This is a genomic window from Rhizobium mulingense, assembly GCF_029194105.1.
Classification (GTDB): domain Bacteria; phylum Pseudomonadota; class Alphaproteobacteria; order Rhizobiales; family Rhizobiaceae; genus Rhizobium; species Rhizobium mulingense.
Window position 1 is genome coordinate 33,176 of record NZ_JARFVE010000003.1, and the last position, 26,507, is coordinate 59,682.

General features: G+C 61.9%; 18 protein-coding genes and 3 pseudogenes. 9 read left to right on the top strand and 12 right to left on the bottom strand.

All coding sequences use genetic code 11. The features are described from left to right. Positions 1-169: 169 nt before the first annotated feature. Both scpB and PYR71_RS05110 read right to left on the bottom strand, forming a co-directional pair. Complete coding sequence (gene scpB / locus PYR71_RS05105) at positions 170-871, bottom strand: SMC-Scp complex subunit ScpB (RefSeq protein ID WP_275618483.1); 702 nt, start codon at positions 869-871, stop codon at positions 170-172. Between the two features lie 10 nt (positions 872-881). Then, a pseudogene (locus PYR71_RS05110) lies at positions 882-1,834 on the bottom strand (DUF1403 family protein). A gap of 261 nt (positions 1,835-2,095) precedes the next feature. Between PYR71_RS05110 and PYR71_RS05115 the strand changes: the two are divergent. Both PYR71_RS05115 and PYR71_RS05120 read left to right on the top strand, forming a co-directional pair. Continuing rightward, a pseudogene (locus PYR71_RS05115) lies at positions 2,096-4,428 on the top strand (hypothetical protein). A 369-nt stretch (positions 4,429-4,797) separates the two neighbouring features. Next, complete coding sequence (locus tag PYR71_RS05120) at positions 4,798-5,706, top strand: nucleotidyltransferase and HEPN domain-containing protein (protein ID WP_275618484.1); 909 nt, start codon at positions 4,798-4,800, stop codon at positions 5,704-5,706. 350 nt (positions 5,707-6,056) lie between these two features. Here the strand turns inward: PYR71_RS05120 and repB are convergent, their stop codons facing one another. From repB to PYR71_RS05165, 9 genes are all read right to left on the bottom strand, one after another. Further along, on the bottom strand, positions 6,057-7,031 hold the full coding sequence (gene repB, locus PYR71_RS05125; protein ID WP_275618485.1) for a plasmid partitioning protein RepB: 975 nt from the start codon (positions 7,029-7,031) through the stop codon (positions 6,057-6,059). Positions 7,032-7,106: 75 nt separating this feature from the next. Then, on the bottom strand, positions 7,107-8,306 hold the full coding sequence (gene repA, locus PYR71_RS05130) for a plasmid partitioning protein RepA (RefSeq protein WP_275618486.1): 1,200 nt from the start codon (positions 8,304-8,306) through the stop codon (positions 7,107-7,109). A gap of 1,724 nt (positions 8,307-10,030) precedes the next feature. Next, the gene (lpdA, locus tag PYR71_RS05135; protein ID WP_275618487.1) at positions 10,031-11,428 is read right to left on the bottom strand and encodes a dihydrolipoyl dehydrogenase; all 1,398 of its coding nucleotides are present in this window, start codon (positions 11,426-11,428) and stop codon (positions 10,031-10,033) included. A gap of 3 nt (positions 11,429-11,431) precedes the next feature. Then, complete coding sequence (locus tag PYR71_RS05140; protein WP_275618488.1) at positions 11,432-12,697, bottom strand: dihydrolipoamide acetyltransferase family protein; 1,266 nt, start codon at positions 12,695-12,697, stop codon at positions 11,432-11,434. A 3-nt stretch (positions 12,698-12,700) separates the two neighbouring features. Then, the gene (locus PYR71_RS05145) at positions 12,701-13,714 is read right to left on the bottom strand and encodes an alpha-ketoacid dehydrogenase subunit beta (protein ID WP_275618489.1); all 1,014 of its coding nucleotides are present in this window, start codon (positions 13,712-13,714) and stop codon (positions 12,701-12,703) included. Position 13,715: 1 nt separating this feature from the next. Further along, the gene (locus PYR71_RS05150; RefSeq protein WP_275618490.1) at positions 13,716-14,948 is read right to left on the bottom strand and encodes a 3-methyl-2-oxobutanoate dehydrogenase (2-methylpropanoyl-transferring) subunit alpha; all 1,233 of its coding nucleotides are present in this window, start codon (positions 14,946-14,948) and stop codon (positions 13,716-13,718) included. 57 nt (positions 14,949-15,005) lie between these two features. Further along, positions 15,006-16,133: an acyl-CoA dehydrogenase family protein gene (locus tag PYR71_RS05155; RefSeq protein ID WP_275618491.1), complete on the bottom strand. Its 1,128-nt coding sequence runs from the start codon at positions 16,131-16,133 to the stop codon at positions 15,006-15,008. A 15-nt stretch (positions 16,134-16,148) separates the two neighbouring features. Further along, complete coding sequence (locus PYR71_RS05160) at positions 16,149-17,336, bottom strand: acetyl-CoA C-acyltransferase (protein ID WP_275618492.1); 1,188 nt, start codon at positions 17,334-17,336, stop codon at positions 16,149-16,151. Positions 17,337-17,355: 19 nt separating this feature from the next. Then, positions 17,356-18,123, bottom strand: coding sequence for a 3-hydroxyacyl-CoA dehydrogenase (locus tag PYR71_RS05165; RefSeq protein WP_275618493.1), 768 nt, complete (start codon positions 18,121-18,123; stop codon positions 17,356-17,358). Positions 18,124-18,259: 136 nt separating this feature from the next. On the opposite strand from PYR71_RS05165, the gene PYR71_RS05170 reads away from it, so the two are divergent. After that, on the top strand, positions 18,260-19,267 hold the full coding sequence (locus PYR71_RS05170) for an AraC family transcriptional regulator (RefSeq protein ID WP_275618494.1): 1,008 nt from the start codon (positions 18,260-18,262) through the stop codon (positions 19,265-19,267). 151 nt (positions 19,268-19,418) lie between these two features. Next, positions 19,419-19,697, top strand: a pseudogene (locus PYR71_RS05175) (type II toxin-antitoxin system TacA family antitoxin); the annotation flags it as partial. 412 nt (positions 19,698-20,109) lie between these two features. Here PYR71_RS05175 and PYR71_RS05180 read toward each other — a convergent pair. Next, complete coding sequence (locus PYR71_RS05180; RefSeq protein WP_275618495.1) at positions 20,110-20,370, bottom strand: type II toxin-antitoxin system prevent-host-death family antitoxin; 261 nt, start codon at positions 20,368-20,370, stop codon at positions 20,110-20,112. A gap of 105 nt (positions 20,371-20,475) precedes the next feature. Between PYR71_RS05180 and PYR71_RS05185 the strand changes: the two genes are divergently transcribed. Genes PYR71_RS05185 through PYR71_RS05205 form a run of 5 tightly spaced genes read left to right on the top strand, consistent with a single transcriptional unit; the run spans position 20,476 to position 26,387 of the window. After that, positions 20,476-21,621 carry an isovaleryl-CoA dehydrogenase gene (locus PYR71_RS05185; protein ID WP_275618496.1) on the top strand — a complete coding sequence of 382 codons (1,146 nt, stop codon included), beginning with the start codon at positions 20,476-20,478 and terminating at the stop codon, positions 21,619-21,621. Next, positions 21,618-23,228 carry a carboxyl transferase domain-containing protein gene (locus tag PYR71_RS05190; protein WP_275618497.1) on the top strand — a complete coding sequence of 537 codons (1,611 nt, stop codon included), beginning with the start codon at positions 21,618-21,620 and terminating at the stop codon, positions 23,226-23,228. Before PYR71_RS05185 ends, PYR71_RS05190 begins: the two co-directional genes overlap by 4 nt. Positions 23,229-23,236: 8 nt before the next feature. Then, positions 23,237-25,102: an acetyl/propionyl/methylcrotonyl-CoA carboxylase subunit alpha gene (locus PYR71_RS05195; protein WP_275618498.1), complete on the top strand. Its 1,866-nt coding sequence runs from the start codon at positions 23,237-23,239 to the stop codon at positions 25,100-25,102. Continuing rightward, positions 25,102-25,554: a MaoC family dehydratase gene (locus PYR71_RS05200; protein WP_275618499.1), complete on the top strand. Its 453-nt coding sequence runs from the start codon at positions 25,102-25,104 to the stop codon at positions 25,552-25,554. Before PYR71_RS05195 ends, PYR71_RS05200 begins: the two co-directional genes overlap by 1 nt. Then, a complete protein-coding gene (locus PYR71_RS05205; RefSeq protein ID WP_275618500.1) occupies positions 25,551-26,387 on the top strand; it encodes an HpcH/HpaI aldolase/citrate lyase family protein in 837 nt (278 codons plus the stop codon). Before PYR71_RS05200 ends, PYR71_RS05205 begins: the two co-directional genes overlap by 4 nt. Positions 26,388-26,507 lie beyond the last annotated feature (120 nt).

Consider the following 26,507-nt stretch of genomic DNA (forward strand, 5'->3'; position numbering starts at 1 on the left):
CGGCCTTTCCAAGAGGCCGTCCACAGCGCCACGGTTTCCTACTCCGACAAGCCCGTTATTCTATCAGTCGCTGCTATTCCCGGTGAAGCTCGGCCTGTCGATGGTGCTGGCGTCGACGGCGATGCTGGTCCGACCAGTGCTGGTGGCCGAACGGCCGAGACAACCGGCATCACGCAATAAAGGACGCGTCGTCGTCTGTTTCGTTTTCGCCGCCATCCGAGGCGGCGACTTCGTTTTGAACGGCATGTCGGCTGAGCAGGCCGGCGTCCTCGAGCGCTTCGATGTTCGGCAGGTCGCGCAACGTCTCCATGCCGAAGGCGGAAAGAAAGTGCGGCGCCGTCACGTAGGTGTATGGCGCACCGGGCGTCGGGCTGCGCGGCCCGGAGCCGATAAAACCCGCGCCACGCAAATTGCCGATGGTGTCGCGGCTGACCTCCTTGCCAAAGATCTTCGACAGTTCGCCACGGGTCACCGGCTGGAAATATCCCACCGCCATCAGCACCATCGCCTCGAACTCGGAGAGCGCCGCCGCCCCTCCCCGCGTCGGCGTCGACAAGGCCCGGATCGTTTCGGCGAACCGCGGTCGGGTGCGATGCTGCCAGCCGCCGGCGACCGATACCAACTCATACGGTCGGTCCCGCAATTCCTCAACGAGGTCGTCGATCAGCAGATCGATGCTGCAGTCTTTTCCCACTACCCGCGCCAGCGTCTCGCGGCCGACCGGCTCGGCCGAAGCAAAGATCACCGCCTCGACCCGAAGCATCCATTCCCGCCAACGCAGTTCCGGCGGGAGGTCCTCGAGCTCGCGGTCGTACAGGACTTCCTGCTGTCGCTCCTTGGCCTGTCGCCGACTGGTTGTGGTTGCGCTCATGCCAGCCACCTCACAACCCGAATATCCGGAAGGAGGAACGGCCGGAGAGCTCCCGCACCGCCTCGAAACTTTGCAGCCGCTCGAACAGTCGGTTGGCCGCCGAGCGGGACAGGGTGCTGCCCGGCGCCGAAGCTGCGATCGCATCCTCGTTCAGCAACTTGCGGATCACCGGCTCGGCGCCCTTGGTCCGGACTTTTGGCAATACTTCCAGCAGCCGTGCGGCCCGACGATCGATCTCGTCGGCGGAACGGAATGCGGTCTCAACGCCGTCGACCAGCGCCAGGCAGATCGCTTTCGGATAAGCCGCCTCGTTTGGCCGCACGCGACCGCGACCGCCTATGGTGCAGAACGCCGGGCCGAAACGCTCAGCAACAGTAGCGGCACGGGCTCCGGCCAGTTTAGCTTTTGCGCCAGCACAAGCTCGGCGAGGCCAAGAGCCAGCACCTCGGCGTCCGGGCGAACGGCAGAGATCGCCGTTATCAGGTCCGCCACCGCGAAGGGTGCTGCTCGCCCGGACTGGACGCCAGAATCGATCATATCGGGGATTGAGGCAAGGCTGTCGTCCCACTTCATCCCCAGCAACGCGGCCAGCTCCTTAACGAAGGGTGTAGTGACCGTCCCGGTTCGGCGCCCCAGCATTCGTGTGGCCCAAAAAAGCTTGCCGGCTGGTCCAGGATCGTCGCCCGTTGCCGTCAGCAGGGTGGCGTCACGCAACCCGTGTTCGTCCTCGCTGCGACCGAGCGTTCGGGCAGCGACAGCGGCGGATTTCAAGGCAAGTCAATCGCGCCAGCAACCAAGCCAGGGCGGGTCCACACGGATCAGATCGTCAAGTGATTTCAGGGCGATACCGGCGGCAAAGGCGGCGTGGGATTCACTGATGTCGCGGCCGTGCGACACCGCCCAAGCCGGAAGACGGTGAGGCCATATCGATGTCGTTGGAGCGGCGGGCGCGAGCGAATCCATGCGCGGGAGCTTAAGCCAGACGCGCGGTTGTTACCAGTGATAAGGTTCAAAACCGCATGGCCTGTCGACGACTCAAAACGTCCGATAATGTTGCATTATCAGACATTTATGCAGAGGCATAAGGCATGCTGGCGATCAGCTAGTCACTTAGCCGGCTACATTATTGCGATCCATTTTAGCGCTTCAGCGCGTTAACCCAGCCTTTACCGATCTGCCTTAGCAGCCCACGCCTTCTATAAAGATAGACTGCAAGGAATACCGATGGCCAACTCAACTCCAACCTCGCCAGAAACTTTCCAACGTAAGAATTCCAGGTTCTGCGAAATGCGTCTTTCGCCTCTGCTTCAGCCTCGCTCGATCGAGAACCTATCAAGCTACATGCTTGCGCTGATCGGCCACCGTGCTTACCCGCCGATGAAATCCGGTAAGCTCGATTGGCAGGAAATCGCCCTGGCCTGTGACCTCTCGGCCGAACTCACTGCGGAGGTCAAAAGAACAGCACAACATGGATTCGATGCGATTGCCGATGGCTCGCAGCGAGCAAGCCCAATGACGCGGCAGGACATCGATCGGCGGAAAAGCAGAAACCCGCGCAGCGCCTCCCGCGAAACCGGCAAGCCGCAGCGAAACTGGCCGCCCCCGTGATGAAGCATTCGGCGAAAACCGGCCCCAAGCCGGCGCCGATCGAGGACTTTCCAAACCCGCTATTCGATCGGTGGGAGGACCCGGTCTCCTTCCAGGCAGCGTTGGAATTGCATATGCGCCGGTTTGGAGAATCCTATTATTACTTGCATCGTGCCATCATTCGCCCTGACGAAACATTCGACAACAAGACCATCCTCTCATGGTTGAAGGGCACGAAAGTGCCGCGGACGATCGACAGCCTTGAGGTTCTCGGGCGCATCGAGCGGCGTTACCGGCTGCCATCCGGTTACTTCAGGGCCAAGCTTCCTTATCAATCGCGCTCCGCCTCGGGTCATGATCTCGGCGACGACATCTCACCGGCCGAGCGTCGGCGGCTCGCCTGGCACCTCCCCGACAATTTCAACTCCCTGCCCTTCACCAAGCGCGAGGAGGTCCTCGAGTGGGTTCGGCGCGTCATCATCAGCGGTTCGACCGACTATCGGCGCTTCCAGGCCGCCGCATCGAAGCAGCGCTATGCAATCCGCTTTCCAGCCATGGCCTATGGCGGGCGAGCTGACATCAGGTCACTTAAGCAGACGCTCGCGCAATCTTTTGCGACTGCGGGCGATATCGAAGATCCAGATATTCTCTCGGGAGTCATCGAGGCCCCTCCCCGTCTCGCCATGGAAATGGCGGATTTGCTCGTGTTCAAGACCGCCACGCTGACGACAATCGGTTTTCAGCGCAATGGCGTCTGGGGCGAGGAGACTGCCTCGCAAAAGCTGGAGCACCTTGGATTAATGTTCGGCGCATTGGTGGCCTCGCCCAACGGCGAGATTGCTGGTCGCGGTGTACCGCTTGGCGCATTGACCTTCGGAATGCTCGTGTTCCCCGGCATCTGGGACTGGTATTTGCAATGGCGGGAACGCCGCCGTGGCTTCTTCACTGCCTGGGAAGCCGATATGCTGAGCATATCGCTGTCACTGACGCGAGAAGAAACAGGATGGCTGCGCCAGCACCCGGAGTTGATAGAGCGAGTTGTGCCAATCGAAGGGTTGGTGACGGCGGAGGAAATCGCATTTGCCAAACGTGACTGGCACGCATGCTGTGACGCCTTCCACAAGCATGCCCGTAATCGCATCAAGGAAATCCAACGTGTGATGCGCGTGCATCGCGATCCGTTCGAGCCGATCATGTGCGTCCTGGAAGCGCCCAGCCCGCTCGCAGAATACCGCAAGATCACCGATGAGATCCTCATGAGAATGCCAGACAAGGATCGTTACCCTAGGGCAGCGGCGGAGTCGGTGCGGTCATTTCTGATGCTGCGTCTCGGCCTGCATCTGGGACTGCGACAGAAGAACCTTCGACAACTGTTGCTGTGCCCGCGCGGCCATTTTCCGACCTCGGAACGACGTCTTGAGGAGATGCGGCGTGGCGAGCTTCGTTAGAGCGAGCGCGATCAAGGCTGGGAAGTCCTGATTCCGGCAAATGCCTTCAAGAATGCGCACTCGTCGTTCTTCGGATCGAAACCATTCCGCCTGGTGCTCCCCGACCTCCTCGACCTGTATTACCATATTGGTGGCTACATCGATCGTCATCGGGGGGTGCTTCTGGGTGATGGCAAGGATCCCGGCACATTGTTCGTCAAAACGGTGAAGCAGACGAGCACGGACGCCGCATATGACCAGACCACCTTCTATGAGGCATGGCGGCTGACAATCCAGCGCTACGGCATCTATAATCCCTACACTGGCCGGGGCGCATTGCCTGGCTTGCTTCCCCATGGACCGCACAACGTACGCGACGTGCTGGCCACGCATATCCTGAAACTCACAGGCTCCTATGAGCAGGCGAGCTACGCGATCCAGGATACCCCAGATATGATCCAGCAGCATTATGGCCACTTCCTGCCTCAAGATAAGGCGGCACTGGCAGCTCGCATTTTGAACCAGGTCTGGGAAGCCGCATAGAGGTGCGGCCGCCCGGCGGTTTTACTTATCTCCCATTGGGCGGCCGTCCTCGGGGCGCGTGCAGAATAGACAATTGACCGGCAACACAACCCATTGAAACTGTGTTTAATGCGGCATTAACCAGAAGCGATATCGCCGCTTACTTCCGTCATGGCTGTGGATTTCCTTTGTCATTATAACCATCGATAAGTACCTCTTATCGGAAGCGACCCATCCATCGGTGGCGCATACATTCTCTTAGCCTACGTGTCTCTCGCGTTACAGAGGTATCCGCTACGACATCCAAATCGTCAAACGTCAGGAGCATACGCCAGCGGTGTCGCGAATCTGCCGTGGACGATATCTAATGTTTCGCCTATCGATAGTGCAATGAAATCGTCTCTCGATCATATTCCGCTTCGCAAACAACGTGAGCTCGAACGCGCTCTGCAAATTCTACATGAGGAATTCGAAGACGTGCTGAGGGACGGCACGGCAGAGTTCAAGAAACGTGGGCGGATTCTGAAGATCATCCTTTTCGGATCATACGCCAAGGGGGGCTGGGTGGATGAGCCCTTCACCATCAAAGGATACCGGTCGGATTTCGATCTCCTGATCATCGTCAACAACCGCAAACTCTGCGAGTTCGCCGAATATTGGTACAAGGCAGCAGGCCGATTGATCCACGACAAGTCGATCGAGACGCCGGTGAGCTTCATCGTCCATTCCAGGCGCGAGGTGAACTCCTACCTCAAGGAGGGGCAATACTTCTTCTCCGACATCCGCAAGGAAGGGATTGTTCTCTACGAACTCGACGATGAACCTCTTGCGGAGCCGCGGCCGCTCTCACCGGCGGATCGCCTGCGTGTTGCGGAGGAGCACTTTGAAGACCGATTCGTCGCCGCAAAAGAATTCTCTGAGTGGGCGGACTACGCTCGCACGAGGCAACAGCGAAAACGCGCCGCATTCGCGTTTCATCAGTCTCTAGAACAGGCTTATTCCTGCGTACTCCTGACGCTGACGAACTACGGCCCACCTTCCCACAACATCAAATTCCTGCGTTCGCTTGCGGAGGAACAGGACCGGCGCCTGACCGAAGCTTTCCCCCGCGACCAGCATCGCGAGCGTGCGTGGTTCAACACCCTAAACGAAGCATATGTGAAAGCGCGGTATTCGAAGCATTTCGAGATCAGTGAGGAGGCCCTCGCCTGGCTAGGGGAGCGGACTGCTATCCTACTGGAGTTGGTCAAGGCAGTGTGCTCTCGCCATTTAGACGGCCTGAAGCGCAAGGGTGCTTAGAATTGGCCGACGGCCGACCCCTTTTTAGAAACCGTGAAGAACTAGCGCCTGCCGCTATCGACGGCGCCAGTCACGCCAGCGCTAAACAGAAAGTCGGCTGATCGGCTCAACAACGAACACACCTCAGAACTGAACGTGTTCGCGCAGTTTTCCTGCCTCAGACGCAGGTCTGCTCATAGGCCGAGAAGCTGGCGCCAAGGGCGGCATGCACTATCGCGGCGATGCACCAGAGCCCACCCATTCCCGATCGGATTACTTAGCGAACAATCAAGCTGGCAAGCCAGCGCTGCAAGACAAAGCCGAGCGGCTTGCAGACCGATGCGCACGACCTTCCCTTGCTGCCTTCTGCTCTACTGTTGAACCTTGCGGCTCCGGTACGTCTGATACAAATCGGACAGGTTCTCAGCGAGGAAATCTCCGAAACCCACGGCGTCTTTGGCCTTCAAAGCGAGTGTGTACGTCCGCCCGTCGCTCTTTAAATCAACGGCGACCGACTTGTCCTCTGAAACCCATTTCGCAGCGCGAACCCGTTTTGGAGACGCCACCCGGCCCGAGGTTTTGACATGCGCGAGCAAGGCGTTGAAACGATCATCCCCTTTTTTTTCGCCGAATTCTTCAGACTTTAAGAAAGCGAGCGCCTTCTCCAGATTTGTCGGCCGTTCCAACAACGCCTTCAGCTCGTACCAGCGATCCCGGCCAATGCCCTTCGCGGCGCCGACAGCGTCGAGCACCTCACCAGGCATACTCGCCACGGCCAGCATTTTCGATAGGGTGGCCCTGTCCAGGGAGAGCGCAGAAAGAATGATCGCGTTGTCGCCATCGACATGAAGCCGTGCGATCTCGCTTGCAAACATTGCCTTCTCAAAAAAGGACAGGTTGGCACGCGCCGAATTCTCCTGGCCTTGAGCAACGAGATGATCGCTGTCCTGAAGCTCCTTGACGACAGCGCGCACTTTTCTTCCGAGCTCCATCGCCGCACGCAGCCGCCGGTGGCCAAATACGACCATGTAGCGTCCCGACGCCTTCGGATGTGGACGCACGAGAATGGGACTGTCCTGACCTCGGTCCCGGATTGCCGAACGCAACTCCGCAAACTCCTGCTCGTCATCTTCGATGCGATCCCGGACAAAGGACGGATCGACCAGGTCGGGTTCCAACTCAACAACGGTTTCGCCTTCCAGCAATCGGTCCGCGCGAGCCGCAATCTCGTCGATAGAGCTCAGGATCGATTTGGACGCTCCCTTGATCGTATAGTCGAGCACCGCGCGGCTCTCATCGAGGCCTGCGTTATTCATGACATTCATGAACGGGTTCTTGCGAGCCATCCTGTTATCCCCGAAAATCCGATATTAGCTTGTTTGGACTGGTTAATTTGCCGATTTTGACGGCCGTCAACATCGCTATAGTCTTCCCCATGCCCTGTGGATCAAGCCCTGAATCTCGAAGTTGACGGCATCCATGCATTCGATGGCGCGATCGTAGGTTTCGCGCGTGAAATTGGTGCGATCCAGCTCATAAAGGGTGCGTTTCGTCAGGCCAGCATCCGAAATCGCCGTCGTCTTCACCATCTGGCTCTTGAGAATTTCTTCGGCCAGCATCGATTGCATAAAGCCGAGCATCTGGACTTGAGGAATATCTGAAGGTTCGAACCTGGTGATCAGGTAACGCAGCCAATCCATGCGCACATTGGCGCCAGCCGTCTTGATCGTTTTCGTGATGTTGCCCAGCATCAGCAGGAATTGCGACATCGACATCAGGTCCAGCATCTGCGGATGGACCGTAATCAATACGGACGTGGCGGCCGTAAGCGCGGTCAGCGTTAGATATCCAAGCTGGGGTGGGCAATCGACCACGACGACATCGTAGCGGCTGTCTACCTCTTCGAGCGCCTTCCCGAAGCGGGTAAAGAACCGCTTTCCTTCGGAACCAGCCTGCTGCATCGCCAGTGGCGTGTCGTACTCGTATTCCTGCAGTTCGAGGTTTGCAGGTACGATATCGAGGCCTGGAAAATTGGTAGGCAGTATGATGTCCGAAATGGGCTTGCGCTCATCATCGTAGCGGAGCGCATCGTAAAGCGACGGGTTCCTGTCTAGTTCGGGCTGAAAACCATGCAGAGCCGAAAGTGACGCCTGCGGGTCGAGATCGACCACCAGAACCCGGTGCCCCGTCAAAGCCAGATGCTGCCCAAGGTGCGCTGCGGTCGTCGTCTTGCCCGAACCGCCTTTGAAATTGACCACCGCAACGACCTGAAGTTTGTCGCCTTGCTTGCGGTGCGGAACATATCGCTTCGCTTCCGTCTTTCCCGTTCGGTCGAGAAAGAAGCGCAGCTCCATCATCTGCTGAGCAGTATAATACTTGCGGTTTCCCGACATCGTCGTTGGGGTTGGGCCCTTGCCGTCGAGATAGAGACGCTTCAGATTGCTGGGGGTGACGCCCAGATAGTGAGCAACTTCGGCCACAGAGAATTGACGAAGCGTCTTCCTCGCATCCGGCGGAAAATTCTCGAGACGCAATTGATCGAGCTTGCGCGATATCTCCGCGCCCTGCATCAGGATCTTGTCATCGAATTCGAATGACGGCAGCGAAGTGAACGCGTTCATGGTGCCTCTGGCCATTATGTCGATAGAATCGCCAAAATCAGCGAAACGTCGTCATTATCTGTGATTCTTGATTTCAGACAAGGATAAGGAGACAACGACAGGTTAAAAACGGTGGAACAATAGGACGAACGGATTCCCGCTCTCGAGGGAAGCGGAGAGGCGGCCAGTTGAGATGTGTTGTATTGACTGCCGTCAAAACGGGAGTTTTCGAAACACTTGCAACGATTTAACGAATCTCGCGGCCTTCGCCAGTATGATAGAGATCTCCCCTAAGCTAACCCGCGGTGCGCTACCATCAGTGCGCTTTGACAAGGGTCGTGCGGCGGCACATTCTCCTATTCGGGATTTCTCTGATATCTTTCGGCCGGCGATAGCGCGCCGTGATGACTGCTGACTTTCGATCAGGTTGCGGATGAAGACCCGGGTTAGGAGCGGTTCCTGCAGGTCTGATCCCGTGCGGGAAGCTCTATTGGGCCCGACCTTCCGCGGCCATGCCGGAATAGATTGCGGAACCGTGCGGGCGGGTCCCAACATTGCGCCAGCGATCGATCTGCGCGGGGCAACCTCGAAGCTTGTCCGCTTCAGCAGGACCGCATCACCTTCCATCCAATTGCCCACGCTGCTTCCGTCGTCGTTGAAAGGTCAGTGATCCAAGGGTGATCAGTAGGAAGGGCCGGGCTGGAGATCCTCGTCTCTCGACGACCAGACCCGAGGGCCATCGAGTTCAGCAGCGCGATCGCAAACGTATGCGAGCGGGAGCACTATCTTGGCAGGCATCGATCAACCGTCGACAATAGACGTCGCAGACCCTCAGCAGCAGAAAAGTAGCAGCTCGTTTCGCGTCGGCCGCCGCTAGCGGCAGCGCGTGGCAAGCAGCGTAGCAACGGGTCCTTCATAGGTGAGCTACTGACGAGCAATCCGGTTGGCGATGACGCGCATCAGGTCGGAATGCGATGGATGATGGCGACCATGCCGGCGTCTGCCCCATCGAAAGCCTGCCTTTCGGCCGTATCCGGCAGACTAGGGCCGCAATTGCACTCGTTAATCGGTCGGCGCCGCTCGGGCCGGGGCCAGTTCGTTATTGCGGCAGTTAGATAGCCATCGTAAAACGAATGCATTCATGAATTGCTGCAGTGGGCCGCACTCCCATTGGACTTTCCTCTGAGATATGATGGGGTCTCCTACGATCTGCGGCGACGCCGAGATGCACGCCATGTCGACTTTATTGGCTGCTTCGATGACGGGAGAGCGCGCCTTTCAATAGAAACGCACCATACGGAATGGCCGAACAGCGCCTGCCATGGGGTGCAGCGATTAGAGTGGACCGAACTGCCCGCACGGCCCCAGAACGGCGAGATTCTTGACACCCGTGTTGTTCGGTTTAATCATTGCCTTCTGGTATGGTTTGACTCCGAAGGCAGAAATCTCGGCCCACGACGTCGTAATGCTTGTCCTCCATGATCCAGCGAATCGCAGTAGCCCGGAAGCTCCAGCCGGTGTAACGGAAACGAATTGCCTCTTAACTTCGTGTTGGCTTCGCGTTTGCCGTTTTTTCAGCGGGTTAGCGAGTGGCTTGGTCTTTTCGGTGAGCATACACTAAGCTGCAGATTTCGCCATGACTGCAGGATTCCGAAGCGTCAAATTAGACCATATCGATGTTAGGCTAAAGAGCCTGTGGCCTAGAAATGGTCCAGCCAACAACCATGCCAGGAGCCGCCTCCCTTTCAGATATGCAGGGCGCTCCCTAAAGCTTTCGCCGCAGCTTCCATGATCGCCTCGCTGCGGGTCGGATGAGCGTGGATGGTCCCGGCGATATCCTCCAGGCGCGCGCCCATCTCGATCGCCAGTGCAAACGCCGCCGACAGTTCGGAAACCCCTGCTCCGACCGCCTGCAAGCCGATAACGAGGTTGGTGTCGGCGCGGGCGATGACGCGCACGAAACCTTCCTCCGAGACCATGGTCATTGCCCGCCCATTGGCGCTGAACGGAAACTGACCGGTGCGGATTTCGTAGCCCTGCGCTCGCGCCTCCGCCGGCGAGAGGCCGGCGGAGACGATCTCCGGATCGGTGAAGCAGATGGCGGGGATGCAGCGCTTGTCCCAGGCGCGTTTCTTGCCGGCGATGATCTCCGCCACCATCTCCCCTTGCGCCATGGCCCGATGGGCCAGCATCGGCTCCCCGGTCACGTCGCCGATCGCATAGATGCCGCGCATCGAGGTGCGGCAGCGATCATCGATCCTGAGATAAGGACCGGCGCGATCGAGATCGAGCTCTTCGAGACCGGATCCCGCCGTCCGCGGCCGGCGACCGACGGTGATGAGGATGCGGTCGGCCGGCAGGCTCTCTCGCCGGCCATCGGAGGTTTCGACCATCAATGCCTCACCATTGTCGGCAAGGCCCATAGCCTTCGCAGCCGTCAGCACACGGATGCCGCTTTCGGTGAGCTTGCGCATGACGGGCCGCACGAGTTCGGCATCATAGAGCGGCAGCACCTGCGACGTCGCCTCGACCACCGACACTTCAGATCCCATCTTGGCGAAAGCCATTCCGAGTTCCAGCCCGATATAACCGCCGCCGACCACGACCAGCTTCTTCGGCAGCTCCGTCAGCGACAGCGCCTCGGTCGAGGAAATGACGCGGCCGCCGAATGGCAGGTTGGAAAGCTCCACCGGGTCGGAGCCGGTGGCGATCACCACGGTTTCGGCGCGGATGATCTGCTGGCCGGTTTCCGTCTCGACCTCCACCGTCTTGCCGTCACGAAAGTGGGCGCGACCATGAACGATCTTGACCCGGGCTTTCTGCAACAGCCCCGAGACGCCGCCTGTCAACCGGCCGACGATGCCGTCCTTCCAGGCGATCGTCCTTGCAAGATCGATCGAGGCGCCTTCGACACGGATGCCCATCGGGTTCTTGCCAACGAGCATCTTTTGCGTGGCGTGGAACTCCTCGGCCGCATGGATCAGCGCCTTGGAAGGAATGCAGCCGACCGTCAGGCAGGTGCCGCCCGGCTTGCCGGCCTCGACGATGACGGTATCAATGCCGAGCTGCCCGGCACGGATGGCGCAAATATAACCCCCCGGGCCGGCGCCAATGACGAGGAGCTTGCAGACAATCTCTTTCATGGATCAGCTTTCGATGAAAATGAGCGCGGGCGTTTCGAGGAGCGTGCGGATGCGCTGCACGAAGGTCGCCGCATCCCAGCCGTCAATGATGCGATGATCGAAGCTTGAGGAGAGGTTCATCATCTTGCGCGGCACGAACTGGGTTCCATCCCAGACCGGCCGCGTGGCGATCTTGTTGACGCCGATGATCGCCACTTCGGGATGATTGATAACAGGCGTCGAGACGATGCCGCCAAGCGCGCCCAGCGAGCTGACGGTGATGGTCGAGCCGGAAAGTTCGTCGCGCGTCGCCGTCCCCGACCGCGCCGCCTCCGCCAGCCGGTTCATTTCGGCGGCGCAATCCCAGATGCCGCGTGCCTCCGCATGCCGCACCACAGGCACGGTCAGACCAGCCGGCGTCTGCGTGGCGATGCCGATATGCACGGCACTGTGGCGTGTGATGATGCCGGCATCGTCGTCGAAGGTGGCGTTGACCTGGGGCTGTTCGGATATCGCCTTGACCAGCGCCCGCATCAGGAAGGGCAGAACCGTCAGCTTCGGATGACCCGGCCTCCGGTCGCCGTTCATGGTGGCGCGCAGTTCCTCGAGCGCCGTCATATCGACTTCCTCCACATAGGTGATGTGGGGAATGCGCGAGGTAGACAGCACCATCTTTTCGGCGATACGGCGGCGCAGGCCGGTGAGCTTGATCTCCTCGGTCGCCGTCTTTCTGGCGAGACCATTCTTTACCGTTGCGGGCGCTGCTCCCTGAGACAGAAACTGCTCGACGTCCTCGCGCAGGATACGACCGGCCGGTCCGCTTCCCTGCACCTGTCTTAGATCGACGCCGCATTCCATGGCGAAAAGCCGCACAGAGGGGGCTGCCAGCGGCTTTTCGACCGGCGCAGGTGCCGGTGCGGGTGCCGGTGCGGGTGCAGGTGCAGGTGCAGAAACCGGCGCTGTGGGGACGGGCTTGGCAATCTCGGCCTTGGGCGTTTCGGCGACCGACGCTTGCGAGACCCGTGTGGGCTGAGCCTCGCCGGTTTCCCCTGCCGTTTCGATTCGCACCAGCGGCGCCTTCACCGCAATACGGTCTCCGATCTCGCCGGCGAGCCAGATGACGGTGCCGTTGACGGGAGAGGGAATTTCGACCGTTGCCTTGTCGGTCATGACGGCGGCGATCACCATGTCTTCGCGAACCGGATCTCCGGTCTTCACGTGCCATTCGACAAGCTCGGCCTCGGCGACCCCTTCCCCGACATCGGGCATCTTGATGATGAATTCGCCCATGGCTCAGGCCTCCATGACTTCAGCAAGCGCCCGCCCGACACGGCCGGGACCGGGGAAATAATCCCACTCCTGCGCATGCGGATAGGGCGTGTCCCAGCCGGCGACGCGCACGACAGGCGCTTCGAGGTGATAGAAGCAATGTTCCTGCACCAGCGACACGACCTCGGCGCCGAAGCCCGACGTCAGGGTCGCCTCATGGACGACCACGCAGCGCCCGGTCTTGGTGACCGATTTGACGATCGTATCGAGATCGAGCGGTAGCAGGCTTCTCAGATCGATCACCTCGGCATCGATACCGGCATCTTCGGCCGCGGCAAGCGCCACATGCACCATGGTGCCATAGGCAACCACGGTCACCGCAGAGCCGGCGCGCCGGATCTCGGCCTTGCCGATCGGGATGGTGTAGTGGCCGTCGGGCACCTCCCCCAGATCGTGTTTCGACCAGGGTGTGACCGGCCGCTCGTGATGGCCGTCGAAGGGGCCGTTATAGAGCCGCTTCGGCTCCAGGAACATGACAGGATCGGGATCCTCGATCGCCGCGATCAACAGGCCTTTGGCGTCATAGGGATTGGAGGGAACGATCACCTTCAGGCCGCAGACATGGGTGAACAGCGCTTCCGGGCTCTGGCTATGAGTCTGACCGCCGAAAATGCCGCCGCCGGTCGGCATACGCACGACGATCGGGCAGGTAAAATCGCCGTTGGAGCGGTAGCGGATGCGCGCTGCCTCCTGCGTCAGCTGGTCATAGGCGGGATACATGTAATCGGCGAACTGGATCTCGACGCAGGGCTTCAGCCCGTAGGCCGCCATGCCGATTGCCGTGCCGACAATGCCAGATTCGCTGATCGGCGTATCGAAGCAGCGCGTCCTGCCGTATTTTGCCTGCAGGCCCTGGGTGCAGCGGAAGACGCCGCCGAAATAGCCGACATCCTCGCCGAAGACCACGACATTGTCGTCCTTCGCCATCGAGACGTCCATGGCGCTGCGCACGGCCTCGATCATCGTCATCCTGGCCATGTCAGTACCCCGCCTTCTGCCGCTGGCGGCGGATATGCGTCGGCATCTCGGCATAGACGCCCTCGAAAATGTCGCGCACCGAAGGTCTGCCGCCGGCATGCAGCGTGCCGTGCGCCTCTGCCTGGCGCTGCGCCTCGATCACCTCGTCCATGATTTCGGCTTCCGCCTGGACGTGGCGCTCCTCCGACCATACGCCCTTGATGATCAGATGTTTCTTCAACCGCAACACCGGATCGCCGAGCGGCCAGGCCTCCGATTCCGTCTTCGGCCGATAGGCGCTCGGATCGTCGGAGGTCGAATGCGCGCCGACCCGATAGGTGACATGTTCGATCAGCGTCGGCCCGAGATTGCGCCGGGCGCGTTCGGCCGCCCAGCGGGCGACGGCATGGACGGCGAGATAATCGTTTCCATCAACCCTGAGCGCCGGAATGCCGAAGCCGAGGCCGCGGGCGGCAAAGGTGCCGGAGCCGCCGCGGGCAATGCCCTGGAAAGTGGAGATCGCCCACTGATTATTGACGATGTTGAGGATCACAGGCGCCTTGTAGGTCGAGGCAAAGACGAGCGCCGAGTGGAAATCCGATTCCGCCGTCGAGCCGTCACCGATCCAGGCGGCGGAAATGCGGCTGTCGTTCTTGATCGCCGAGGCCATCGCCCAGCCGACGGCCTGCACATATTGGGTGGCGAGATTGCCGGAGATGGTGAAGAAGCCGTGTTCCTTGGAGGAATACATGATCGGCAGCTGCCGGCCGTGCAAGGGGTCACTCTCGTTCGAGTAGATCTGGTTCATCATCTCGACCATCGGATAGTCATCGGCGATCAACAGGCCCGCCTGGCGATAGGTCGGGAAATTCATGTCGCCCTTGATGAGCGCCTTGCGGAAGGCGCAGCTGACAGCCTCTTCGCCGAGATGCTGCATATAGAAGGAGGTCTTGCCTTGGCGCTGCGCCATCAGCATGCGGGCGTCGAAGGCGCGCAGCTTCATCATGTTGCGCAGCCCGGTCAGCAGTTCCTCATCGGTGAGCGATCCGGCCCAGGGACCGACCGCCTCGCCGTCACGGTTCAAGACGCGGATGATCGAATAGGCGAGATCGCGGATATCCTCGGATGCGACATCGACCTCCGGCCGCGGCACGGAACCGGCCTTGGCGATCTTGACATTGGAAAAGTCGGGCTGGCCGCCCGGGCGGACGGCGGGTTCGGGGACATGCAGGCTCAAATGAGCGGAATCCACCATGTCTCTTCTTTCCTCCCTTTGCAGGCCGTGCGTCCCTCCCCGGAAACAGGGCCGGTACTATAGATTGCGGGCGATCACCATGCGCTGCACGTCGCTCGTTCCCTCATAGATCTGGCAGATGCGCACATCGCGGTAGATGCGCTCGACCGGGTAATCGGCCATATAGCCGTAGCCGCCATGGATCTGGATCGCATCGGAGCAAACGCGCTCGGCCATCTCGGAGGCAAAGAGCTTCGCCATCGAGGCTTCCGACAGGCAGGGCAGCCCGGCTTCCCTGAGGGAAGCGGCATGGAAGACCAGCTGGCGCGCCGCCTCGATCCGCACCGCCATATCTGCCAGCCGGAAGGCGACGGCCTGATGCTCAAAAATCGGCTTGCCGAAGGCGGTACGTTCCTTGGCGTAATCGCGCGCCGCCTCGAAAGCCGCCCGTGCCATGCCGACCGCCTGCGCGGCAATGCCGATCCGTCCGCCCTCGAGATTGGCAAGCGCTATTCGGTAACCTTCGCCTTCCGCCCCAAGCCTCAACTCGGCAGGGATGCGCATGGCGGTGAAGGCGATCTGACAGGTGTCGGTGGAATGCAGTCCGAGCTTTTCCTCGACGCGGATCACCTCATAGCCCGGCGTCTCCGTCGGCACGATGAAGGCGGTGATGCCCTTCTTGCCGGCATCCGGATCGGTGACCGCAAAGACGATGATGATATTGCCGTTCTTTCCCGAGGTGATGAACTGCTTGGCCCCGTCGATCACGTAGTCGTCGCCGTCGCGCCGCGCCCGAGTCTTCAGGTTCGAGGCGTCGGACCCCGCCTGCGGCTCTGTCAGCGCAAAACCGCCGATCCATTCGCCGCTTGCCAGTTTCGGCAGGAAGCGCTGGCGCTGCTCCTCGGTGCCGAATTTCAGGATCGGCACGCAGCCGACGGAGCTATGCACGCTCATGATCGTCGAGCACGGCCCGTCGCCGGCGGCGATCTCCTCGAGTGCCGCGGCATAGGCGAGAACGCCCGTATCCGAGCCGCCATAGGCCTCCGGCACCAGCATGCCGAGCAGGCCGAGTTCTCCCATCTCCTTGAGTTCTTCCCTGGGGAAGAGATGCTCGCGATCGCGTTTAGCCGCTCCCGGCGCCAGCCGGTCGCGGGCAAAGTCGCGGGCGACATCTGATATCTGCTGCTGGAGGTCGGAAAGGATCATCTGTTCCTCCTCCAGTTAGTGCCGCTCGATGGCGACGGCCGTCGCCTCGCCGCCGCCGATGCAGAGCGCCGCCATGCCGCGCTTCAGATCGTATCGCTGCAGCGCCGCAAGCAGCGTTACCAGAATCCGGGCGCCGGACGCGCCGATCGGATGACCGAGCGCACAGGCGCCACCATGCACGTTCACCTTTTCATGCGGCAGGTCGAGATCGCGCATCGCCGCCATGGCGACGACGGCAAAAGCCTCGTTGATCTCGAAAAGATCGACGTCCGAAAGCGCCAGCCCGGTCCGGTCGGAGACTTTCTGCAGGGCGCCGATCGGCGCGGTGGCGAAAAGATTGGGCGCCTGTGAATGGGTGGCGTGGCCGAGGATTGTGGCGAGCGGCGTCAGGCCGCGATGCTCCGCCTGCGAGCGGCGCGTCAGCACAAGCGCTGCCGCGCCGTCGGAGATCGAGCTGGAATTGGCCGCCGTCACCGTGCCGCCCTCGCGGAAGGCGGGCTTCAGCGTCGGGATCTTGTCGAGCTTGGCCTTGCCCGGCTGTTCGTCGCGGCGCGCTACCTGCTCGGCCTTGCCCGACTTCACCGTGACCGGCACGATCTCGCTTTCGAAACGGCCGTCCGCGATCGCCTTCTGCGCCCGCGTCAGGGAGGCGATGGCGTAGTTGTCCTGCGCCTCGCGCGTGAACTGATAGGCCTCGGCGCAATCCTCCGCGAAGCTGCCCATCAAGCGCCCCTTGTCATAAGCATCCTCCAGCCCGTCGAGGAACATATGATCCACGACACGCCCATGGCCGAGCCTGTAGCCGCCACGAGCCCTGTCCAGGAGATAGGGCGCGTTGGTCATGCTTTCCATGCCGCCGGCGACCGCTACCGAGGCGCTGCCGGCGGCGATCAGGTCATGCGCCATCATGACAGCCTTCATGCCGGAGCCGCACATCTTGTTGACGGTGCTTGCGCCGGTCGAATACGGCAGGCCGGCATGGATGGCCGCCTGGCGTGCCGGCGCCTGCCCCTGCCCCGCCGGCAGCACGCAGCCGAAGACGACTTCCTCGATCGCCTCGGCATCGACGCCGCTGCGTTCAAGTGCGGCGCGGATCGCCGCTGCTCCAAGCTCGGGTGCCGCCGCCCCCGTCAGCTCTCCCTGAAAGCTGCCGATCGGGGTGCGTGCCGCACCGACGATGACGATAGGATCCTGCAATGCCATTTTTCCTCCTAGGGCGACGCTAACGCGCGCCCATCCGCAATGCGCCGTCGAGGCGGATGACCTCGCCGTTCAGCATGTTGTTTTCAAAGATATGGCGCACCAGTCCGGCAAATTCCGCCGGCCGGCCGAGTCGCGGCGGAAAGGGCACGCTCCTGCCGAGCGCTTTCTGCACTTCCGCCGGCATAGCAGCCATCATCGGCGTCTCGAATATGCCGGGCGCGATCGACACGACACGTATGCCGTGCCGCGCAAATTCGCGGGCGATCGGCAAGGTCATCGCCGCCACCCCGCCCTTGGAGGCAGCATAGGCCGCCTGACCGATCTGTCCGTCGAAAGCGGCAACCGAAGCCGTGTTGACGATGACGCCGCGTTCGCCTTCCGCATCCGGCTCCATGTTCGCGATTGCGGCGGCGGCGAGCCGGATCATGTTGAACGTGCCGACGAGATTGATGCCGATGGTTCGGGCGAAACTCTCCAGCCGGTGCGGTCCGTCGCGGCCGATCACCTTCTCGGCCGGCGCGACGCCGGCGCAATTCACCAATCCGCGCAAGCCGCCGAAAGCTTCGACGGCCGCGGCCACCACCGCCGCCCCGTCCTCGCCATCACTGACATCGGCTTTGACGAAGCGAGCCTCGCTGCCGAACTCCCGGGCAATCGCTTCACCTGCTTCCGCATTGAGATCGGCGATCGTCACGCGCCCGCCGGCTTCGACGAGCATGCGCGCTGTTGCGGCGCCGAGACCGGAGCCGCCGCCGGTGACGATGAAACTTGCTCCTACGATCAGCATGGATCCAGTCCTCCCTGCCGGCACGCGCCCTCCTCCAGGCGCAACCGGCAGAAGCGATTCTATTCGCTCCACCTATTGCAAGCGATGACAAAACTGCTCCATAATTTCGGCCAGTTTTGCCATAGCGAGGATTGGCATGGCCGAGATCGAACGACGCATGATCGCGCCCGGCTTCGTTGAGGAGGCGCTCGACAGCCTGCGGCGGCTCGGCAAGCCGACTGAACCGATCCTGGCTCGCGTCGGCCTAACATCGACTGTCGACCAGCCGGTTTCGGCGGAGACTTACGGCGCGCTGTGGCTGGCAATCGCTGCCGAGCTCGACGACGAATTCTTCGGCATGGGCGCGCGCCCGATGCGCAGCGGCAGCTTCACACTGCTCTGCCATTGCGTGCTGCATGCGCCGACGCTCGGTCACGCGCTGCGCCGGGCCTTGCGCTTCCTCGATGTCGTGCTCGACGACCCCAGGGGGCAGCTCGTCATCCGCGATGGTCTCGCCGAAGTCGAGCTCAGGGATGCCGGCGGCCCACGTTCGGCCTTCGCCTATCGAACCTACTGGATCATCCTGCACGGCATCATCTGCTGGCTGGTCGGCCGGCGCATTCCGATCCGCCTCGTCGATTTCCGCTGCGCCGAACCCAAGCAAGGGGCCGACTACCGGCTGTTCTTCGGCGCGCCCGTACGCTTCTCCCAACCAATGAGCCGCCTCGGCTTCGACAGCGCCATGCTGGACCTTCCGATCTCCCGCAGCGAACAGGCGCTGAAGCAGTATCTGCGCGGTGCGCCGGCCAATATTCTGGTGCGCTACCGCTACGACGCCGGCATCGCCGCTGCTGTCCGACGGCGCTTGAGCCTGGCCACACCCGCAACCTGGCGAAGCTTCGCCGAGCTCGCCTCCGATATGCGCATGCCCTCCTCCACACTCCGCCACCGCCTGCACGACGAAGGGCAAAGCTATGCCGCCATCAAGGACGACATCCGCCGCGATCTGGCTGTCGAGCTTCTGCTGAACTCAACAAAGACAATCGGCGAAATCGCCGTGCAGCTCGGTTATTCCGAGCCGAGCGCCTTCTTCCGCGCCTTTCGGAAATGGATGGGCAAGAGTCCAGAGGCTTTCCGGCGAGAGGAAGTGGAAAATCGAAGCTAAGCCTCTCAAGCCGCTTGACCCGACCCGACCGGCTACGCGCTTTCGCGAACATGACGACAATCTTCATCACAAATGCGACCGCCAAAGTGCTCTGAGAAGTATCGGTGATTGTGTATGCAAATGCGGTATGTTCGCCTGGAAGGAAAATACCATGGCCGGCAAAAACGCAACCAATACCCATAACCGCCCTGTCGAGCTGAAGGTTCGTGAGGACGTTCGCGTCCTGATCGACCGTGCCGCCAAGGCCCTCGGCAAAACCCGGTCGGATTTCATGATCGATGCGGCGCGGCGTGCCGCCGAAGACGCGCTTCTGGATCAGACATTGGTGCAGGCCGAACCCGACAGCTATAAACACTATCTGGCCGAGCTCGACCAGCCGCCAAGCGGCGAAGGCTTCGAACGGCTGATGAACGCTCCCAAACCTTGGCAGCTCATGTTGTCAGCACGCGGCATCGCCGACGCCGAAGCCGGGCGCACCCTCTTGGACCAAAGCGCCGGGAAATGAAGGTCAGGATTACCGATGCAGCATGGGAAAACATGCTGGCCGCTAAGGACCGCAGTCCGGCTCGCGCCGAAACGGTCGTGAGGGAGCTTTACGAACGGTGCGAATCACTGGGGCATATGCCCCGCCCCTTTCCCCTGCTGCCCGGCCGGGAAGAACCCGGCATCCCCGCGCGCGCCTACGGCGACTACCGATCGCCGACGCCGTCGAAAAGCTGCGTGTCCGCCACGGCGCGGTAGACTATGAACGATTGCTGTTTGCGGACGAATAGGGGCGACTGCCGATTACCCGTCCCGTGATTCTCGGCCGGCACGCATTGCAAGGATCGGCAGAGCGAAACTCATGGCTCGTCGTCGTACCCTTCGCCCTTCGCCAGCTGCTCGATCGCCTTACCTAAGAACTCGCCGTGTTCGTCCGGCATCTCCGCGATGTGATGGGCACGACGTGGGTCCAGGCCGCTACGCATGCGCTGGTAATGCTCATAGCTCATCAGCACGAAACATGGCTTGTGATGGCGGGTGAGAACGACCGGCTCCCGGCTCGCAGCATCGGTGACATCACCGACCTGCCGCTTGAGGTCGCCTGTCGTGAACCGTCGCATGGTAAACCTTCTGGCTTTCGAAGGGAAAGGCCTTACGCGCATCAAAATCAAGAGCACTTTGAACCTTTCGCAACCCGCGCTACATATTTTAGCGGGAGGAGTGCCATGTTTGATTTTTCGCTCGGCGAAACCGCGGATGCGATCCGCGATACGACGGCGCGGTTTGCCGCCGATCATATTGCTCCGCTGGCAGCGGAGATCGACGAAAGCAATACGTTTCCGCGCCAGCTCTGGCCTCAGATGGGCGCGCTCGGCCTGCATGGGATCACCGTCGAGGAGGAATTCGGCGGCGCCGGTCTCGGCTATCTCGAGCATGTCGTCGCGATGGAGGAGGTTTCGCGCGCCTCGGCTTCGGTAGGCTTGAGCTACGGCGCCCATTCCAATCTCTGCGTCAACCAGATCCGCCGTTGGGCCTCACCGGAACAGAAGCGTCGCCATCTGCCGAAGCTGATCTCCGGCGAGCATGTCGGCTCGCTCGCCATGTCGGAGGCGGGCGCCGGTTCCGATGTCGTCTCGATGCGGTTGCGGGCCGAGAAAAAGGGCGACCGCTACATCCTCAACGGCACCAAGTTCTGGATCACCAATGCGCCGCATGCCGAGGTGCTGGTTGTCTATGCCAAGACCGATCCCGCCGCCGGCCCGAAAGGCATTTCTGCGCTCATCATCGAGAAGGACATGCCCGGCTTCAGCGTCTCCAAGAAGCTCTCCAAGCTTGGCATGCGCGGCAGCGATACCGCCGAGCTGGTCTTTGAAGATTGCGAGGTGCCGGCCGAGGCACTGATGGGCAGGGAAGGCGAAGGCGTGAAGATCCTGATGTCCGGCCTTGATTACGAGCGCACCGTGCTTGCCGGCGGCCCGCTCGGCATCATGCAGGCCTGCCTTGATGTCGTGCTGCCCTATGTGCGCGATCGCAAGCAGTTCGGCAAACCGATCGGCGATTTCCAGCTGATGCAGGCCAAGATTGCCGACATGTATGTCGCGCTGAATTCGGCGCGCGCCTATGTCTATTCCGTCGCTCGCGCCTGCGACGCCGGCCGCACGACCCGCACCGACGCGGCCGCCGCGATCCTCTTTGCCAGCGAGAACGCCGTGAAGGTGTCGCTGGAGGCGATCCAGGCGCTCGGCGGCGCCGGTTACACCACGGAATGGCCCGTCGAGCGTTTCCTGCGCGACGCCAAGCTCTATGATATCGGCGCCGGCACCAACGAAATCCGCCGCTACCTGATCGGCCGGGAGCTCATCGCATCATGACGATGATTTCGACTGCGATCGATCGCGACAGCGAGGACTTCAAAGCCAATGCCGTCAAGAACAAGGCGCTGATCGACGAGCTCATCGAGCGTTCGGCAAAGGCGCGCGAGGGCGGGTCGCAATCGGCACGTGAGCGTCACACGGCCAAGGGCAAGCTCCTGCCGCGCGACCGTATCCAGCTGCTCATCGATGCCGGCAGTCCCTTCCTGGAGATCGGCACGCTGGCGGCCAACGGCATGTATGGTGGCGAGGCGCCGGGTGCCGGCATCATCGCGGGCGTCGGCCGCGTTTGCGGCCGCGAGGTGATGATCGTGGCGAATGACGCGACGGTAAAGGGCGGCGCCTATTTCCCGATGACCGTCAAGAAACATCTCAGGGCGCAGGAAATCGCCATGCAGAACCGGCTGCCCTGCCTCTATCTGGTCGACAGCGGCGGCGCCAATCTGCCGCATCAGGCCGAGGTCTTCCCCGACCGCGATCATTTCGGCGCGATCTTCTACAACCAGGCGCAGATGTCGGCCGAAGGCATTGCCCAGATCGCCTGCGTCATGGGAAGCTGCACCGCAGGCGGCGCCTATGTTCCCGCCATGTCCGACGAAACGGTGATCGTGCGCAATCAGGGCACAATCTTCCTCGCCGGCCCGCCGCTCGTCAAAGCCGCGACCGGCGAAATCATTTCGGCCGAAGAGCTCGGCGGCGCCGAGACCCATGGCCGCCGCTCCGGCGTTGTCGACCATGTCGCCGAAAACGACGAACATGCGCTGCTTCTGGTGCGTGATATCGTCGCCAGCCTCAACAGCGTCAAATCGGTCGATATCGACATTCAGCCTCCTCGGCCGCCGAAGCTTGATCCTGAAGATCTCTGCGGGCTCATTCCGGATGACGTGCGCTCGCCCTATGACGTGCGTGAAGTGATCGGTCGGATTGTCGACGGCTCGCAACTGCATGAGTTCAAGCCGCTCTATGGCACGACGCTCATATGCGGCTTCGCCCGCATCTGGGGCATGCCTGTCGCCGTTATCGCCAATAACGGCGTGCTCTTTTCCGAAAGCGCGCTGAAGGGCACACATTTCATCGAGCTTGCCTGCCAGCGCCGCGTGCCGCTGCTCTTCCTGCAGAACATCTCCGGCTTCATGGTCGGCGGCCGCTACGAGGCCGGCGGCATCGCCAAGGATGGGGCGAAGCTGGTGACCGCAGTTGCGACCGCGACCGTGCCGAAAGTCACCGTCATCATCGGCGGCAGCTTCGGCGCCGGCAATTACGGCATGTGCGGGCGCGCCTATCGCCCGCGCTTCCTGTTTACCTGGCCGAACAGCCGCATCAGCGTGATGGGCGGCGAACAGGCGGCCTCGGTGCTTGCCACCATCCGCCGCGACGCGATGGAGGCACGCGGCGAGGATTGGCCGGCCGATGAGGAGGAGGCCTTCAAGGCGCCGATCCGCGCCGGCTACGAGGCGGAGGGCAATCCCTATTATGCCACCGCCCGCCTCTGGGACGACGGCATCATCGACCCGCGCCAGACGCGCGATGTGCTGGGCCTTGCCTTTTCCGCCTGCCTGAATGCGCCAATCCCGGAAGGGCCGCGCTTCGGCCTGTTCCGGATGTGAGGCGGGTCATGATGGAAAGTCTTCTCATTGCCAACAGAGGCGAAATCGCCCGCCGCATCATCTGCACGGCGAAGATACTCGGCATCCGCACCATCGCCGTCTATTCCGAGGCCGATGCCGGCCTGCCCTTCGTCAGGGAAGCCGACGAGGCGATTGCCCTCGGCCCCCCGCCGGCCCGCGAAAGCTATCTCTCCGAGGCACGCATCCTGGAGGCCGCCCAAAAAAGCGGCGCTGCCGCGATCCATCCCGGTTACGGGTTCCTGTCGGAAAACGCCGATTTTGCCGAAGCGGTTGAAAAGGCCGGCATGATCTGGGTCGGCGCGCCGCCGGCCGCAATCCGCGCCATGGGGCTGAAGGACGCCGCCAAGCAATTGATGCAGGCGGCCGGCGTGCCCGTCACCCCTGGCTATCTCGGGCCGGACCAGAGCGAGGCAAGGCTGACGACCGAGGCCGATGCCATCGGTTATCCCGTGCTCATCAAGGCCGTCGCCGGCGGCGGCGGCAAGGGCATGCGTCGCATCGACCGGCCGCAGGATTTTGCCGAGGGTCTCGCCTCCTGCCAGCGCGAAGCGGCTGCCGCCTTCGGCGACGACCGCGTTCTGATCGAGCGCTATATCGCCAATCCGCGCCATATCGAAGTTCAGGTCTTCGCCGACAAGCTCGGAAATTGCGTCCATCTCTTCGAACGCGATTGCTCGCTGCAGCGCCGGCACCAGAAGGTCATCGAAGAGGCTCCCGCCCCCGGTCTTGATGCCGCCACCCGCGCGGCGATCTGCGATGCGGCGGTCAAGGCCGCAAGAGCGGTAAACTATGTCGGCGCCGGTACGATCGAATTCATCGCCGACGCCTCCTCGGGCCTCAGTCCCGACCGCATCTGGTTCATGGAGATGAACACGCGCCTGCAGGTGGAGCATCCCGTCACCGAGGCCATATCAGGCGAGGATCTGGTGCTTTGGCAGCTGAAGGTCGCCAGCGGCGAACCTCTGCCGAAAGGCCAGGGCGAGATCACCATGAACGGCTGGGCCTTCGAAGCCCGACTCTATGCCGAAAATCCCGCCGCCGGCTACCTGCCCTCGACCGGCCGGCTCGACCATCTCAAACTCCCGACGTCCGTCCGGGTCGATAGCGGCGTCGAACAGGGTGATGAGATCACCGCCTTCTACGATCCGATGATCGCCAAAATCATTGCGCATGGGCCGAACCGCGAGGCCGCCTTGTCGAAGCTCGCAGCCGCCTGCGCCGAGATCGAGGTCTGGCCGGTCAAATCCAATGCCGGCCTTCTCGCCCGCATCGCGAATGATCCGGATTTTCGCGCCGCACCGATCGATACCGGCTTCCTCGAGCGCCATGGCGAAAGCCTCGTGGCCAGCGAGCCTGATGAAACCGTCATTGAAAAAGCGGCCACGGCACTTTCGAAGGCTGCACATGGCGATCCCTGGTCCGCGCTGACCGGCTTCCGCATTGCTGGGCCAAGCGACAGCCGCGTGCGCCTGCGCATCGACGGTCATCTCCATTGGGGACGCGCGCGCGCCGGCCTCGAAGCAAAGACGATCGAGACGGACGAGACGACGGTGCTTTTCGATGCTGGCAATGCCTGGTCGATCGGCCTGCCCCATGCGGGCGAGGTCGAGGCAAATCACGGCGTGGGCGATGGCGCCATCCTGTCGCCCATGCCGGGCCTCGTCATTTCGGTGGAGGTCACTGAGGGCGATCGTGTCGCCAAGGGGGACCGCCTGCTGACGGTCGAAGCGATGAAGATGGAACATTCGCTGCGGGCGCCCTTCGACGGCATCGTCGGCAAACTGCAGGTTTCCCCCGGCGTCCGCGTCTCGGAAAACCAGCTGGTCGTCACCGTCATGAAGGGAGAGGAGTAATGGCCGGCCGCTATTTCGATGAATGGATGGTCGGCGACCGCATCGCCCATGACATCCGCCGCACCGTCACCGAGACCGACAACCTGCTTTTTACGACGCTGTCCCACAATCCGCAGCCCCTACATCTCGACGCCGAATATGCGGCCGGCACCGAGTTTGGCCGGATCGTCGTCAACGGCACCTTCACCTTTGCGCTGACCGTCGGCCTTTCGGTCGGCGACACCACGCTCGGCACGCTCGTCGCCAATCTCGGTTATGACAAGGTGACGATGCCGAAACCGGTCTTCATCGGCGATACGCTGCGGGTGGAAACGGAGGTGACGGAGTTGCGCCGCTCGAACTCCCGCCCCGATGCCGGCATCGTAACTTTCCGTCATGTCACGCTGAACCAGCGCGACGAGATCGTCTGCCAGTGCCTGCGTACCGCCATGCTGAAGGGGAAGCCATCATGAGGCTGCGCTCGCTGCTTTTCGTGCCCGGCGACCGGCCGGAGCGCTTTGCAAAAGCGCTCACATCGGGCGCCGATGCCGTCATTCTCGATCTGGAAGATTCCGTCGCGCCGGCCAACAAGCCAAAGGCCCGCGACAGCGTGCATGAATTCGTGCAACGCCATGCCGGCAAGACCAAGCTGCTGATCCGCATCAATCCCCTCGCCTCGCCGGAATGCGAGGATGACCTCGCCGCCCTGAACGGTCTTCAGCCTTTCGGGCTCATGCTGCCGAAGGCCGAAGGCGCCGCTTCGGTGCGCAAGCTTGCAAGCTCGCTCGCGGCGGCTCTTCCCATCCTGCCAATCGCGACCGAAACGCCATCGGCGATCTTCGAGATCGGCAGCTATCACGAGGTCTCGGACATGCTCTGCGGCCTGACTTGGGGCGCCGAAGATCTGCCGGCTGCGATCGGGGCTTCGACGGCGCGCAGGACGGACGGACGCTACACGCCGCCTTACGAGCTTGCCCGCTCGCTGACGCTCTTTGCAGCCCATGCCGCAGCCGTTCCGGCGATCGATACAGTATTTCCCGATTTTCGCGATCTCAACGGTCTGCGGGCCTATGTCGGCCGCGCCCGGCGCGACGGTTTCTCCGGCATGATGGCCATCCATCCGAGCCAGGTGGAAACGATCAACCACGCCTTCACGCCGGATGCCTCCGAGATCGCCTGGGCGCAAAAGGTCGCCGCCGCCTTTGCCGCCCACCCCGATGCGGGTGTCATCCAGGTGGACGGACGCATGCTCGATCTGCCGCATCTGAAGCTCGCGACCCGCATTCTGGAGAGCGCCGGACCATAAAGTTCGGGTTAGCCGGTTTTGCCGCAGGCTTTGATGCCGGTGGTTCTGACGGAGGCAGCCCGTAGGCATTGGCTAGCAGCTTGCCACCCCCGGCCCTCCCCCAATACCGGTTTCCCCCAT

Bases quoted from the DNA above. Each gene is read 5' to 3' on its own strand.
- PYR71_RS05200 (WP_275618499.1), top strand. From the start codon at position 25,102: ATGGCCGGCCGCTATTTCGATGAATGGATGGTCGGCGACCGCATCGCC.
- PYR71_RS05120 (WP_275618484.1), top strand. From the start codon at position 4,798: ATGAAATCGTCTCTCGATCATATTCCGCTTCGCAAACAACGTGAGCTC.
- repB (WP_275618485.1), bottom strand. From the start codon at position 7,031: ATGGCTCGCAAGAACCCGTTCATGAATGTCATGAATAACGCAGGCCTC.
- PYR71_RS05205 (WP_275618500.1), top strand. From the start codon at position 25,551: ATGAGGCTGCGCTCGCTGCTTTTCGTGCCCGGCGACCGGCCGGAGCGC.
- PYR71_RS05150 (WP_275618490.1), bottom strand. From the start codon at position 14,948: ATGGTGGATTCCGCTCATTTGAGCCTGCATGTCCCCGAACCCGCCGTC.
- PYR71_RS05160 (WP_275618492.1), bottom strand. From the start codon at position 17,336: ATGGCATTGCAGGATCCTATCGTCATCGTCGGTGCGGCACGCACCCCG.
- PYR71_RS05180 (WP_275618495.1), bottom strand. From the start codon at position 20,370: ATGCGACGGTTCACGACAGGCGACCTCAAGCGGCAGGTCGGTGATGTC.
- PYR71_RS05190 (WP_275618497.1), top strand. From the start codon at position 21,618: ATGACGATGATTTCGACTGCGATCGATCGCGACAGCGAGGACTTCAAA.
- PYR71_RS05140 (WP_275618488.1), bottom strand. From the start codon at position 12,697: ATGGGCGAATTCATCATCAAGATGCCCGATGTCGGGGAAGGGGTCGCC.
- PYR71_RS05195 (WP_275618498.1), top strand. From the start codon at position 23,237: ATGATGGAAAGTCTTCTCATTGCCAACAGAGGCGAAATCGCCCGCCGC.
- lpdA (WP_275618487.1), bottom strand. From the start codon at position 11,428: ATGAAAGAGATTGTCTGCAAGCTCCTCGTCATTGGCGCCGGCCCGGGG.
- PYR71_RS05170 (WP_275618494.1), top strand. From the start codon at position 18,260: ATGGCCGAGATCGAACGACGCATGATCGCGCCCGGCTTCGTTGAGGAG.
- PYR71_RS05185 (WP_275618496.1), top strand. From the start codon at position 20,476: ATGTTTGATTTTTCGCTCGGCGAAACCGCGGATGCGATCCGCGATACG.
- PYR71_RS05155 (WP_275618491.1), bottom strand. From the start codon at position 16,133: ATGATCCTTTCCGACCTCCAGCAGCAGATATCAGATGTCGCCCGCGAC.
- PYR71_RS05165 (WP_275618493.1), bottom strand. From the start codon at position 18,123: ATGCTGATCGTAGGAGCAAGTTTCATCGTCACCGGCGGCGGCTCCGGT.
- scpB (WP_275618483.1), bottom strand. From the start codon at position 871: ATGAGCGCAACCACAACCAGTCGGCGACAGGCCAAGGAGCGACAGCAG.
- PYR71_RS05145 (WP_275618489.1), bottom strand. From the start codon at position 13,714: ATGGCCAGGATGACGATGATCGAGGCCGTGCGCAGCGCCATGGACGTC.
- repA (WP_275618486.1), bottom strand. From the start codon at position 8,306: ATGAACGCGTTCACTTCGCTGCCGTCATTCGAATTCGATGACAAGATC.